This is a genomic window from Clostridium sp. chh4-2 (genome assembly GCF_002899675.1).
GTDB lineage: Bacteria > Bacillota > Clostridia > Lachnospirales > Lachnospiraceae > CHH4-2.
Genome location: NZ_PKUU01000011.1, coordinates 126,526 through 140,756, shown reverse-complemented (window position 1 = coordinate 140,756; position 14,231 = coordinate 126,526). Strand labels below are relative to the sequence as shown.

Genomic DNA, 14,231 nt, shown 5'->3' with positions numbered 1-14,231 from the left:
GGGGTGGGGAGTTGAAGTGTCGAAGGCACTTATTTAAAAATAGGTATTCAGAAGGCAGGCGGAGTTTTTTACAACTCTGTCTGCTTTCTTTTTAGGATTGGCTTAAAAGAAGGACCTGTATAGAAAATTCATTGATACCGTCTTCTCTTTGTTCCGTTTTCAGCCACACGTCTCCGCCATATTTTTCAGCCATGGAACGGACGGAGGAAAGTCCGATGCCGTGCCGGCCTTTTTCTTTGGAAGAATAAAAGTTTTTTCCGTCAGGTACTAAATCGCCTTCATATCTGTTTTTCACTTCAATGCCTATCGTACCCTCATGACAGGTAACCGCCACAGTAACGAGGCGCTGATCCTGTGGAACGGGAGCGCTGGCATCTAAAGCATTTTCCAGGATATTACCAAGAATCACACATAAGTCCTCTTCCGAAATTCCGGAAGCGGCAGGCACGTTGGCATGAACGGTCATTGGTATATGAAGATCCTCCGCACAAGAATAGTAATAACGGAGCAGAACATCCACGTAATAAGCATCGCAAAATGACAGGGGCGCGGAAGTTAAGCTGCTGTTTATCACTTTATCCAGATATTGTTCGGCCGCTTTTGCATTACCGTCTTTTAACAGAACGGACAGTTGGGTAAAATGATGGCGGATGTCGTGGCGCATGGTGCGGATCTTTTCTATCTGTGACGCCAGTTGGGAGTAATGCTTTTTCTGCATTAAAATCTGTGATTCCATGCGATTCTTTTCCTGATAAAGAATAAACTGGTTTTTGTAAAAAATGGCCGAATCACGGAGCAAAAGGAAACTAAGCAGCAGTACAAATAGGAATCCGGCAATTTCAGAAAACCAGCCAAAACGGATTGGCTCAAAAGATGGATAAAGGCGGTCCGCCGCCAAAGAGGAAGCAAAGATGCAGATTCCTATCAGAAGTATGGTGTGATCTGTCTCTGGTTCCTGTTCTGTGTACGAGAAAAATACCGTACCAAGCAGCCATAACGCACAGATGACTTTATAGGCCCCGGCAGTGCGGGAAAACAGAAGCATCTGGCTATAGGTCAGATACGGCGCCATCAGGGATATCACCAGAGACAGGAAGGGGAAAAGCGCTGCCGCATAGGACGCAATCTTTAAAGCCCGGTTTTGACTGCCGCACAAATTCAGAACCAGGAGGAGGGACAGCCCATATATGGTATAGCGGCAGAAGATTTCAAGGTTATACCATGGCACAATCCCGGTGGTAATCAGCTGATGCAACGCCGGAGTGCTTACAGAGCCGGCAAAAGCCATACAGATAAGACCGGATAACAGGGAGCGGCGGCTTCTCAAAATAGCAGCCAGTGCGAGCTGGAAAAAGCCAAGGATGGCAGCCAGCACGGTAAGGGTCAGACTGACGGTAAATCTCTGCATTAAGAGAGAATTTACTGCATTCGGAGTGCCAAAAGCCGGGGCATAGACCATACCGCTGTATAAGTGGGACCAGTCCGAGACAGAAAATAGAAGCTGTATGTCGCCGGAAGCTTCAAACGTAACAGAATTGGATCTTAGGGCGGGTTTATAGTGATCTGGGTCAGGATTTCCCTGGACGGCCATTAGGCGGTTGTCTATATAAAACCGGTAAGCCGAGTAAATCTCAGGCAGCTCCAGCGTATAAAAGGCAGGTGTTTCCGGAAGGGAAAGAATCAGACGGTACGTGGCGCTTCCATGAGGAGACGCCTTCGGGTTGCCGGCTTCCATGCCGGAATACTGGCCGATATAGATGTGATTGTCCGGAATCGGAAAATCGTTTATAAAATCTTTTGGGGTTAAGAGTCTGCCCTGATAGTATTCCCATCCGTTGATCAGATAGATTGGATCGTCCTGTTCAGGCGTATAGAACAGGATGCCATTTATGGGCTGGACAGACTGCCGGGTATATTTATTATCGAACCGGTAGGCTGCTGTAAACAGTCCCATTGTGAGGAAAAATGTGAGGGCAAGGAGGAGGAGCCGCTTACCAAGTTGTAACCGTTTTTTGATCATGGCTGATTCCTCCTTTTGCGTCTGTAAAAAAACAGGATAAAAATAAATGAAATCAGGATACCTGTAAGGAATACACATACAACCGGAACTACAAAGGAAGAACCGGCAGAAATGGAATCATTGGTCTGCCCGTGTGCCGAAGCAGCTGGGGCTGGCGGTATCACAGTTACAAGATCCGCTGATGAAGCCTGTGGCTTTATGGTAAAGGCGCCGGTTTCTGATAACTGGAAGGTAATGGCTGAGGAATCCAGGTATGCGGCTGTTCCCAGAACCTTTCCGTCTTCGTTTGTAACTTCCAAAATGGGAGTTTCGTCAGCTGCTTTCCAGGGCATTGTGATTGTCATGGAAGGCAGGTCTACCAGCGGCACGCCGTCTATGGAGAGCATAAGTAAGATACGGTTTTCGGCCGGGGCTGTTAGGTCTGCCCGGAACAGGGATTGTTCGGACATGCCGGAAAATAGTCCGGCGTCTGACGGTAACTCCAAGCGGATTCTGTGTTTTGTAATAACAATCGGCCTGCCTGGATTTATTTCCAGCTCTTTGTGAATCCGTTTGCCGGACAGGATTGTGTAATCGGCGGTGTCCGCTTCCTGCCCGGATGAAGCTGGGGCGGATATAGCGGCAGTTGTTTCTGTCTCTTTTTCCGGTATTGGCCCGGCTGCAATGGTTGTGGCTTCCTCAGATGGTTCTGATATTTCTTCCTTCTGAGTTCCAATGGAGGGTTCTGCCTCCAGCAAGGGGGACAAAGATGCGGAAACAGTTTCGGCCGCCTGATATCCAGGGCCGCTGGTTAAGTCCGAGGAAGTGCTGTGACGGGACGGTTTGCTGTATGTACCGGAAGAGGAGCCATTGTGGCTGGCAGTATCCTGGTCTGCCGGCTGTGTTTCGGCTGGTTCAGTTTCTTTTGGCAATATTATATCCGGCTGAGTCTCTGGCGGAGTGGTTCCTTCTGGTTTAGTGGTTCCTAAAGGTGGAGTTTTGTCCGCATGATCCGGCGGCAGGGTGACGGCGGGAGGCGGCTGTTCTCCCCGATCCCCTCCATCCCGGTCACCCTCAATGAGATCATAGTACAGGTCGTCTTCAGTCAAATATATCTTTAAAATGTTAGAGTATTCTCCATCGTATTCCAGTTGGAAGTAGTAGGGGACTTCAAAAAGGACATTTTCATAATAAAAGACATACATGGATTGTGTATTAAAGCTTTCAATCCGCATAAAACTTCCTGTGGTATCTTCTTGCCATGGGCCATCGTCCCCAATGGCATAATAGCGGTGGAACTTTTCCCGCTGTGGCGTTGGTTTTGTCCAGCGGGTCATAAAGGAAATCCCATCAAATGTGGGTGGTGTAAGGGAGAACACTCCGTTTTTCTGAATGATTACATCACAAGGATAAGAAGAAAAATCGCTGCTTAAAAGAACTCCTTCGGGAAGGTCCGGTATCCCGTATACCCGGTAAGTGCCGGGGGTTCCAAAGGCAATGCTGCTTATATCCCAGATAAGCGGTACAGACAGAAATATGCCATTATCAAAATACAGGTAAGTTCTGTTGTTGTTCTTTAGTGATTTCTGCAGGTCCTCGGAAGAGGAATTCTGGGAGAGAAGCATCTGACTGTCACGGACAGGATCACTGGAGATCACCGGCAGTTCACAAGGCTCTTCCGGATCATAGAGGAAGACTGGGATTGTGACAGTCATGAGATCTGGGGGGATGGATATGGAGCCGTCATCGGGAACATTTACGGTTCCGTTCAATAAAAAAAGTCCGGTCTGTGTCAGATCGAAGGTATCCATATCATATTGAATCGGATAAAACTTTCTGCTTTTGTCGCTGAACAGGACCACTGCGGTAGAATAATCGCTGTTTTCCAGTTTGGTTTCAAGTAGTTCTCTGGCATTCTGCCGTGCCGCCAGAATAAGTGCGTTAGAATAAGGGGTTATGACCTTTATCACTTCGAGAGGTTCTGCATTGGCTTTTTCCCGTATCATCTCTTCCAAGGTGGTTTCTTCTGTTAGAATTTCCTCAAATAAGGAGTCTTCCAGAAGAGTCTCCTCTGCATCAGAAGGAGTAGCGACAGAGGTTCCGGTTTGTGCGATAGAAGGAACTTCAAAGGGCGGCAGCGTCAAAATCAGGGTAAGCAGGGCTAAAAAATAAAGAAATTGTTTGCTTTTTTTCATAGAGTATCTCCAAATTATTGATTCTCATCTTATATGAACAGGCGTAGGGGAAAAGAAAGGACGGGCAGATAAGAATAATCAAATCTCATCCTGCTTCACCCCCTGAATTATGTACTCCATATAGCGGTGTTTGGCTTCCGAGTATGCGCGTGCGATTAGCAGTTCCTTCCCATTTTGTAAGATCAAGCCTTTTTTGTTTATGGTCCTAATGCAGCGCAGGCTGACAAGCATGGAGGAGGAGATCTTCACGAATCTGGGATCATTTAATAGAACTTGAAGTTCCTGGTCAAATCGGGCACGGCTGGTAATACTTTCAACGCTGGTATCATTTGTTAAATGGTATGTAAAGACATGGTAATTCTGTTCCACATACATGATAAGATCGGTACGGATGGATTTAATTCCATTTTTGGTGCGTACTGTAATATAAGTGCCGCTTTTCTTTGCCAGGTTTTCGATTTCACGGCCCAGAATCCGAAAGAATTTTTCCTTTTCTATAGGCTTTAATAAATAATATTGTGCATCAACGGAATAGGAGGCCAATGCATAATCTGGGGATACGGTTAAATAGATAATGGCCGCGCGGCTGTCATTTTCCCGGATTACCTCCCCAACTTCAATTCCATTTTTTCCGTTCATGAGAATATCCAGAAGATAGATGTGATAGGTTTCGGTTTTTAGGCGTTCTAATAAGCGCTCCGAAGAGTCAAACTGGGTTATGGCAACACCCGGGTTCGGATGATCTTTCATATATTCTAAAACAAGGTCCTGAATTAGGTTCAAATCCAGGGCGTCATCGTCGCAAACTGCGATTTTCAGCATAATCTGATACCTCCCAAATTGGTTACAAAATTAAGAAAAATCGTATTATATGTCAATTTAGTGTAAAAATGTGTCAATTTAGTGTAAGGCCACACAATAAATTTGTTTTATGATAAGATGAAATCAGTCGCATTTGGGAAAATATTTAAGCTAATCATAGCTTAGCTGGAAGTAAAAGTCAAAATGAATTTAGGTGGAAATCCCTGGAATTTAAGAAAAGAAATACAGTCGCAGGGGCTGTATTTTTTGCACCAATTTTTAGGAAAAAAGAGGTGATTTACACGAAATGTAACCGGAAAAAAGAACAGAAGAGCGCCTGTTGGAGAAAGGGAGGAGGCGGCTTATGGTTGTTGCGGTATGTTCAAAAAAAGAAACGGAATATCAGGCAATTGCAGATGCAGTTATGAGCTATCCGGAGCGGGAACAGTATATCATGGTTCCACAATGGTTTTCATCTGCAGCGGAATATAGAAAGTCTCAGTTAAAGCATCCGTTTGTAATTACGATATTTGCTTTTGATGATATTGAGAATCAGGAACTGTCCATTTTAGTCCACCGGACGTCAGAGGAAAGCCAAATTGTCTGGATCGGGAAAGATGAGCGGTTCGGCGTGGCTTCCTACCGGGTAAGGGCGGCAAATTTTTTTCTCAAACCTGTGACGGAAGAAGGAATCTGGAATTCATTAAACCGATGCATAAAAAGGCTGAAGGAAGAACAGACCATCGGTCAATTTTTGTAATCGGATATAGAAGGAGGGAATATTATGGGTTATGCAAAACACAAACGGCGGCTTGCCATATTGCTGAGTGCAGCGCTGTTGTTTTCGCAGTTGGAGATTACCGGCTATGCGGAGGGGACGCAGGCAGATAACAGCGGGATATGTGAACACCACCCGGAGCATACGGCTGACTGCGGGTACAAGGAGGCTGAACCGGGGCATCCCTGCGGTCATGAACACACGGAGGACTGCTACATTGATATGATAATCTCCGACAGTGATGAGGAAGATGAGCAAATAGCATCGGACAGTGATGCGGACTATGATTACGAACAGGAACGTTATGTACTGGACTGCCCGCATGAGCGGGGGGAGCACGATGACGACTGTGGATACACAGAGGGTGAAATGGGAAGCCCCTGTGGTTATGTATGCGAAGATTGTGGAAATAATGACAACGGCGTGGAAGGAAACGCTGGCGGAAATACGCTGCCTGCACAGGAAGTAACAGAACTGAAAAACGTGCGGGAAACGGATAAAACGGTAATACGCATTACGGACTTTGACGCGCTGGATACCGAGGTACAAAACCGTCTCGTTCCAGCTGGTACGGAGTGGGATGAGCTCGCGCTTCCTGTGACGCTGGGAGCCAGCGGTTATACAGTGACGGGCGATCAGGAATCCCAGCCGGAAGCTCTGACTGTGGAGGGTATTATTTGGGAAATTGACCCGGATAATGAGATAAACGAAGGTAATGATATATATAATTCGGAGATTGGAAGCTACTGTCTGACACCGGTTTTGCCGGGAGGTTATGAGCTCAATAGTGGAGTGGCGCTGCCGGAAATCTATGTGAGAATTGGCGGGCAGATGAATCTGGACTATAGTGAAAGTGCATATAGTAAAAATGATGTGGAAATTATTAATGGGATCATTGATAACAACGGCCTTAGCGGATATACCAAAGATGACCCTGCAAACTGGAATACTAGTGTTATTAGATGGGATACTGCCCAGAGGCCAAGACGAATTAATTCAATACAGTTGCCGATGATGGGCAGTTTATATGGATCAATGAATGTGTCCGGTTTAACGGAGCTGAAAGCTCTAAGATGTAACTATAAGCAATTGACGGGACTAAATGTATCTGGATTAACTAAGTTGGAGACACTGTATTGCAATGATAATAAGCTGACGGAACTGGATGTATCCAGCTTATCAGGACTGGGCACTTTGGAGTGCTCTAGTAACAAGTTAACAGAATTGAACGTGACATCGGCGCTAACTCAGCTGCAGTGCAGCAGTAATTTATTAGAGGAGTTGGATCTGTCTCTCATGCCGAAGCTAAAAGTGCTGTACTGTGAGTCTAATAAACTGAAACGGTTGGATCTGTCTCCCTTGTATCTGCCCGATATGAGTGAGTTGGGAATCAAGAATAATCCACTGACTTTTCTGAAGCTGACATCAGGAAAAGAACTGACCGTTGAAAACACGACAGGCGGTACCGTCTGGTTAAATGAGTTTAAAAGATCTTCTGGTTTGACAACATTAGAAGCAAAAATAGAAAGCGGATCAGGCTATAAATTCGTGAAATGGGAGTCAAACGACGGGACACTTAATGGTACAACCACAAATCCGGTGACATTTGTTCTGGATCATAATATTACCATGAAGCCGGTTTATTCCAATATAAATGCAGATGCGGTTGCGAAGGCGAAGGCTTTGGCTGAGGGAGGGACCTATACCGTGGCTCAGTTTTCAGCCAATACAGAGAGTGCGATAAAGAGTGTTTTGGCTTCTCGGATCAATCAGCTGCCCGGCATGTCAGCCATCGGTATTAACAGCGTGAAAGCGAGTGATATTACCGTAAGCGACTTCAAAGAGGCTGTTAAAGGAGATGGGGACAACAAGTACGGAACGAACGGAAGTTTTAAATTTACCGTGAAACTCGCTTGTGGTGCGTTCGAAGATACTACCAGCAGTTTAAGCGGCACTATTACCGCCACTGAGTATTATGGTGAAACGAATGAAGATTTGGTTGCAAGGGCGAAAGGTATTATTGAAAGAGGCACGTATACCGTGGCTCAAGCTGAAGCAGGAACAAAGGATGAGATAAAAGTGATTTTGGCCCAACAGATCAATAAGTTGTCCGGTCTGTCAGCCACGGGTATTGACAGCGTGACAGCGGATAAGATCAATATAACCAGCTTTCAACAGGCTGTCTCCGGGAGCATAGACACACCGAACGGTACGGCTGGAAGTTTTACTGCTGAGGTAGCGCTTTCAAAGGGAAAGGCCAAAGGTACTGCGGTAATTAATGGGACAATTACAGCAACGAAGCTTATCCTGTATATAGTAACCATTACAGTTAAAAAGGATGGGGTAAACTGGTATGACAGTGGTAAAACATTCCGTTTAAGCACAGATGGAACCACCTTTATTACAGATTTGGGATACGTTCCGGCCGGCCGTTATGATATCTATGAGGGAAGTACGGATACAGGGATCGATGTGAATGTGACGGGGGCCTATACGAGAGCAGATGTGCCCTATTATACGGTAACATTCTATGACGGAGAAACTGCTTATACAGAAGATGGATTAAAGCCACAGATTATTCTGAGCGGTAAGGAGCCGGCGAAACCGTCTGATCCGTCGAAATACGGTTATACCTTTACCGGATGGGTAACAGAGAAGGAAGGAAACAACGCATTTTCATTTAACAGCCCTATTCAGCAGACAACAAGCGTCTATGCGTCATGGAGCCAAAATACCTATGCGGTAAACATTACTACTAAAAAAGATGGAGTAAAGTGGAACAATTCCGGAAAGACATTCTGTCTGACAGCGGATAATGGAGGAACTTTCCTGACTAATTTGTCCCAGGTACCGGATGGAACATACAAAATTTATGAAGGAACCAATAATCCGGTTGATACGGGGGTTTCTGTGACTGTGGATGAGAGTGCGGCAAATGCGGAAATCAATTATTATACTGTCACCTTTTACGATGGCGACACGGCTTATACATCCAATGGATTAGAACCCCAGATAATATTGAGCGGAAAGAGTGCGTCAAAACCGTCTGATCCGTCAAAATCCAGATATGATTTTATTAAATGGGTGACAGCCAAAGATGGAAATGACGAATACGGCTTTGGAAACGTGACAGATACCACAGATGTTTATGCGTCTTGGGAGCTGATTACCTATCCGGTGACGATTACACCCAAAAAAGATGGAGTGAAATGGGAAAACAGCGGTAAGACATACCGTTTGAGTGCAGATGGATCCACCTTTATTACAGATTTGGAAAATGTTCCGATTGGCTTGTATGATGTTTATGAGGGTGAAACTGATACCGGTGTCGATGTGGATGTGGCGGATGCCAATGCAAAAGTGGATGTGCTCTATTATACGGTAACATTTTATGACGGAGATACTGCTTATACAGAAGGTGGATTAAAGCCTCAGGTTATTTTAAACGGCAAGGAGCCGTCGAAACCGTCTGATCCGTCGAAATACGGTTATACCTTTACCGGATGGGTGACAGAGAAGGAAGGGAACAACGAATTTTTATTTAACAGCCCAATTCAGCGGACAACAAGCGTTTATGCGTCATGGAGCCAAAATACCTATGCGGTAAACATTACTACTAAAAAAGATGGAGTAAAGTGGAACAATTCCGGAAAGACATTCTGTCTGACAGCGGATAATGGAGGAACTTTCCTGACAAATTTGTCCCAGGTACCGGATGGAACGTACAAAATTTATGAAGGAACCAATAATCCGGTTGATACAGGGGTTTCTGTGACCGTGGATGAGAATCCGGCAAATGCGGAAATCCATTATTATACCGTCACCTTTTACGATGGCGACACGGCTTATACATCGAATGGATTAGAACCCCAGATAATATTGAGCGGAAAGAGTGCGTCAAAACCATCTGATCCGTCAAAGTCCAGATATGATTTTATTAAATGGGTGACAGCCAAAGACGGAAATGACGAATATGGCTTTGGAAAAGTGACAAATACCACAGCTGTTTATGCGTCTTGGGAGCTGATTACCTATCCGGTGACGATCACACCAAAAAAAGATGGATTGAAATGGGAAAACAGCGGTAAGACATACCGTTTGAGTGCAGATGGAGCCACATTTATTACAGATTTGGAAAATGTTCCGATTGGCCTGTATGATGTTTATGAGGGTGAAACTGATACCGGTGTCGATGTGGATGTGGCGGATGCCAATGCAAAAGCGGATGTGCTCTATTATACGGTAACATTTTATGACGGAGATACTGCTTATACAGAAGGTGGATTAAAGCCTCAGGTTATTCTGAACGGCAAAAATCCAGTAAAACCGTCTGATCCGTCAAAATCCAGATATGATTTTATCAAATGGGTGACAGCCAAAGATGGAGATAATGAATACGGCTTTGGAGAAGTAACGGATACCACAGCTGTTTATGCGTCTTGGGAGCTGATTACCTATCCGGTGACGATCACACCCAAAAAAGATGGAGTAAAATGGGAAAACAGCGGTAAGACATACCGTTTGAGCGCGGATGGAACCAAGTTTATTACGGATTTGGAAAACGTTCCGATTGGCCAATATGATATTTATGAAGAAAACACTAAAACTGGCTTCAGCGTGGACGTAGTGGATGGCGAAGCCACAGCGGATGTGCTGTATTACACAGTGGAATTCTATGACGGAAGTACGGCTTATACAGATGGAAAATGGAAACCGCAGGTAATTCTAAGCGGTAAGACTGCAGCAGAACCGGACTCTCCGGCGAAAGAAGGTTATACCTTTATCAAATGGGTGACAGAGAACGAGGGAAGCAGTGAGTTCCCGTTTGACAGCCCGATTCAGCGGAAGACCAGCGTCTATGCATCATGGATACTCAACTATAATCCGGACGATGTGGCAGCATTCCAGGCTTTGATGGAGAGTTATCCGTCGTCATTTACCTGGTTAGACCAGGATGACCCGGACACATGGGCAGGAGGAATACAGCCTGTAGTAACATGGAGTGAAGACCTACCCAAACAGATAATAGGACTGGATTTCAGTTATGGTCTGACGGAAAAATTAAGCGGAAGTATGGATGTGTCCGGACTGGAAAACTTAGTGGAATTAAACTGTTCGAGGAATAACCTGACTGGCTTAATTCTTCCGGGAAGCCTTATGAAACTGAATTGTGAGGATAACGTGCTGACAGAGTTGGATGTATCCGAATTGAATCTGACATACCTCCTGTGCGGTGCGAATCCGCTGAATTCTTTAATATTGCCTGGCGGAAAGGAATTAAAGGTTCTGGCGGGAGAAGGCGGAACCGTTCTGCTGGATGAGATCATCTATCGCCCCAATGGTAGTACCAGAATTAAACTAAGGGCAGAGCCGGATAACGAAAATGGGTATTTCTTAAAGGAATGGCTGGATCAGGATGAAAACGTAAGGGGAACGGATGAAGCGGTTGAAATTGTCTTGACAGGCATAGAGTTTGTTACACCGGTATTTGCTAAGGCGGTGACGGTAAAAGTCAGAAAAGATGGAAAAGAGTGGACAGATCATGGACGAAGTTACCGGATTACAGCAGATGAAGGGATAACCTTTATCACGGATTTAGGTGCGGTGCCCAATGGTGTTTATGACATTTGGGAAGACAATACGGATACCGGCGTGAAGATAACCGTAGATCAGACCGGAGATTTTGCGGAAATTGATTATTATACAGTTTCCTTTGCTGACGGAAGCGTGGAATATGACAGCGGCCCATGGGCAGTTCAGACTGTACTAAGCGGAAAGCAGGTGCAGGCTCCGACAGAAAGTCCGGAAAAGCAAGGGTACCGGTTCCTCAAATGGGTGACAGAAAATGGTGGAACGGATGAGTTTTCCTTTGAAAACCCGGTGACGCAGACGACGAAGATCTATGCAGTATTTGAAGAAATTCCGGCGGCACAGTATCGGGTCACAGTAAATGGAAGCTATGCGTCAGATACGGGAGAAGGAAGCTATACGGCCGGTGAGACGGTAACAGTCCGGGCAGGAACCAGAAGCGGATACCGTTTTGCAGGATGGACATCCGGGAACGAAGTCAGATTCTCTGACGCCTCGAAAGAAACAACTACCTTTTTCATGCCGGAACAGGATATAACGGTGACAGCGGACTGGAACGCGATTGGAAGCGGATCCGGCGGCGGTGGTTCCTCTGGAGGCGGAGCCTCTGGCGGTTTCAGTAACTCCCATATCATAACCACGCCTTCCGGCAGTATAAACAGTACGGAAGGAGGAACTGCGGTATTGCAGACCACAGTCAACTGGAGTACCGGGATCGTGGTGGAGACAGCGGTCAGAAGAGACGGAGGAGGCAGGGTGGTTTCTGCCAATGCCAATATACAGGCCACGAATCCGGTAGTGACGTCTGACGATACGGAGACGAGGATCGGGGTAGTAGTGGATAATCTATCCATTATGGCGGCGTCACATGACATTCTGGACAGCTGGCAGGAAGGAAATAAATTTTTAATTACCATAGAACTGCCCGGTGCGGCAGTGACTGGCCAGCTGAAGGCAGATGACCAAAAACCGGTTCATGTAGTTTTGGAGATTCCATCCGGAGTAACCGGGGATTCGGCAACGCCGCTGACCAGAATAAATTTACCTAAAGAGGTGCTGGAAGCGTCTAAAGAGTCAGGAAAAGACTTGACTGTAACGGTAAAAGACGAGAAGGGAAATGTAGCCTGTCAGTGGATGATAGATGGAACAGAAATGAAGAAATCAGAACAGCCACTGGATTCCATGAACCTGTATTTTAATGCGGTTCCGGTAAAGAAGCTGTCGGAAAATAGAAAAGAAATAAAGACAGCGGTATCCGGAATGACAGGAATATCGGAGATCGAGGTACCGGGACTGAATATAGCCTTAGGAGGAGAGAACGTATTCCCTTCCAAAGTCAAGGTGAAATTACCGGTTGGAAATGAAGCGGGTATCTATCCGGGTGATTTAATCGGGCTGTATTACTATAATCATGAAACCGGGCAGATAGAGGGATTGGAAAGAAATGATTATGTGGTTGGAGAGGATGGATATGTGACCATCGATTTTGAACGCAGCCTGGATTATGTGCTGGTGCCGAAAAAGATTAGGGGAATACCGTAAGCGGACTTTTTCTAAGTTTTTGTCAGGAACTGGGGCGGGATTTGTTGAAATCCCGCCCCAGTTCCATGACACGGGTTCAAGACAGCTATTTTCATCGATATACCTTCCAAGTTAAGAAAAGACTTGGTATAATTAGCGTACATCAACATTTAGTATAGAATTATTTTTATTAAACGAAACCAATATTAGAAATGCGACTAAAAGCCAAGCTGCTATTGGATTATAATCAAAATTAACGGAAAAGGCCGGAGGCAGTTTTTTATAAAGAAATTTGCGCTGGAGAAAGGGGAATTATGAGCAAAAGCCTGATGCAGCAGATTGCGCAGTACGAGTTGACAAAAAGCCAGATCAGAATAGCGGATTATGTTGCCAAAAATCAAAAAAGGATTCTTGGCATGACGGCAAAAGAACTTGGAAAGGAGACTGGAGTCAGCGATGCTACGATTATCCGGTTTGCCAGAACTGTGGGATTTAAGGGATATACGGATATGCAGGAGCAGGTGGAAAAAGAGCTGAGGAACAGCAGTGAAAAGATAGGCAGACATTCTCTCCATGATCGGTACGTTATGCAGTTTGAAAAATATAATGAGGACAAAGAAATCGCAGGAGACATAGTAAGGTTAATGGGAATGAATCTCGAAACTTCCATACGGCAAAACAGCGAAGATGTTTATAAACGTGTCTGTGAAAAGATATTGGCTGCAGATCATAAAGTGGTAATTGGGCTGCGCGGCGGGAAAGGGCCGGCAGTACAATTTGCCAGACTGCTGGGAACAATTACAACGGAAGCAAGGGCGGTTACATATGATGATCAAGATTCTATTTCTTCATTGACGGATTTAGATGAAAATGACATAGCAGTTTATTTGAATTTTCCGCGATATTATAAGATGGATGAAAAAATTGGAGGTATTTTTGCGGAGCGGGGAGTTCCAATTGTGTTGATAACGGACAGTATGGCTTCACCAATTGCAAAATATGCGGGGGAGATTTTGCTGGTGGAAACAGAACATTGCGGATTTTTCCATTCAATGATTGGGGTGGAGGGGGTTTTGGAGTATTTGCTGATACTGATGTGCTGGCAGCAGCCGGAGGAATTTCGCAGCCGGTTGGAGAAACGTGATCATGTTCTGGAAGAATATTTGATTAAACAATAAGAACGCTTTGGCTTGCAGAACCGGTTAGAAAAAGGACTGGTGTTATAAATCTGATAATTCAGTTAATAGAAAACATAGATAACCATTTTGTACTACATTATTGTAGCGTAAAATGGTTATTTTTTTGTCATTTGAGGGAAAAAGCGAAAAAATATGTATATATTTAACAA

The 14,231-nt window shown here is 45.1% G+C and carries 6 protein-coding genes; 3 read left to right on the top strand and 3 right to left on the bottom strand.

The genetic code is table 11. From position 1 onward, the window contains the following. Positions 1 to 91 precede the first annotated feature (91 nt). The 3 genes from C0033_RS13485 to C0033_RS13475 all read right to left on the bottom strand — a co-directional run bounded on the left by C0033_RS13485 (position 92) and on the right by C0033_RS13475 (position 5,016). A complete protein-coding gene (locus C0033_RS13485) occupies positions 92 to 2,020 on the bottom strand; it encodes a sensor histidine kinase (protein WP_103228401.1) in 1,929 nt (642 codons plus the stop codon). After that, positions 2,017 to 4,194, bottom strand: a complete 2,178-nt coding sequence (locus C0033_RS13480) for a hypothetical protein (protein ID WP_103228400.1) — start codon at positions 4,192 to 4,194, stop codon at positions 2,017 to 2,019. Before C0033_RS13480 ends, C0033_RS13485 begins: the two co-directional genes overlap by 4 nt. Positions 4,195 to 4,272: 78 nt before the next feature. After that, positions 4,273 to 5,016, bottom strand: coding sequence for a LytTR family DNA-binding domain-containing protein (locus C0033_RS13475; RefSeq protein WP_103228399.1), 744 nt, complete (start codon positions 5,014 to 5,016; stop codon positions 4,273 to 4,275). A gap of 343 nt (positions 5,017 to 5,359) precedes the next feature. On the opposite strand from C0033_RS13475, the gene C0033_RS13470 reads away from it, so the two are divergent. The 3 genes from C0033_RS13470 (at position 5,360) to C0033_RS13460 (ending at position 14,061) form a co-directional block, all read left to right on the top strand. After that, entirely contained in the window at positions 5,360 to 5,755 is a 396-nt protein-coding gene (locus C0033_RS13470; protein WP_103228398.1) for a hypothetical protein, read from the top strand. Positions 5,756 to 5,779: 24 nt separating this feature from the next. Next, complete coding sequence (locus tag C0033_RS13465) at positions 5,780 to 12,904, top strand: InlB B-repeat-containing protein (RefSeq protein WP_103228397.1); 7,125 nt, start codon at positions 5,780 to 5,782, stop codon at positions 12,902 to 12,904. A 293-nt stretch (positions 12,905 to 13,197) separates the two neighbouring features. Beyond that, positions 13,198 to 14,061, top strand: coding sequence for a MurR/RpiR family transcriptional regulator (locus tag C0033_RS13460; protein ID WP_103228396.1), 864 nt, complete (start codon positions 13,198 to 13,200; stop codon positions 14,059 to 14,061). Positions 14,062 to 14,231: the final 170 nt, after the last annotated feature.

Excerpts from the sequence above, each read along its gene's own strand:
- C0033_RS13485 (WP_103228401.1), bottom strand. The coding sequence starts at position 2,020 with ATGATCAAAAAACGGTTACAACTTGGTAAGCGGCTCCTCCTCCTTGCC.
- C0033_RS13480 (WP_103228400.1), bottom strand. The coding sequence starts at position 4,194 with ATGAAAAAAAGCAAACAATTTCTTTATTTTTTAGCCCTGCTTACCCTG.
- C0033_RS13475 (WP_103228399.1), bottom strand. The coding sequence starts at position 5,016 with ATGCTGAAAATCGCAGTTTGCGACGATGACGCCCTGGATTTGAACCTA.
- C0033_RS13470 (WP_103228398.1), top strand. The coding sequence starts at position 5,360 with ATGGTTGTTGCGGTATGTTCAAAAAAAGAAACGGAATATCAGGCAATT.
- C0033_RS13465 (WP_103228397.1), top strand. The coding sequence starts at position 5,780 with ATGGGTTATGCAAAACACAAACGGCGGCTTGCCATATTGCTGAGTGCA.
- C0033_RS13460 (WP_103228396.1), top strand. The coding sequence starts at position 13,198 with ATGAGCAAAAGCCTGATGCAGCAGATTGCGCAGTACGAGTTGACAAAA.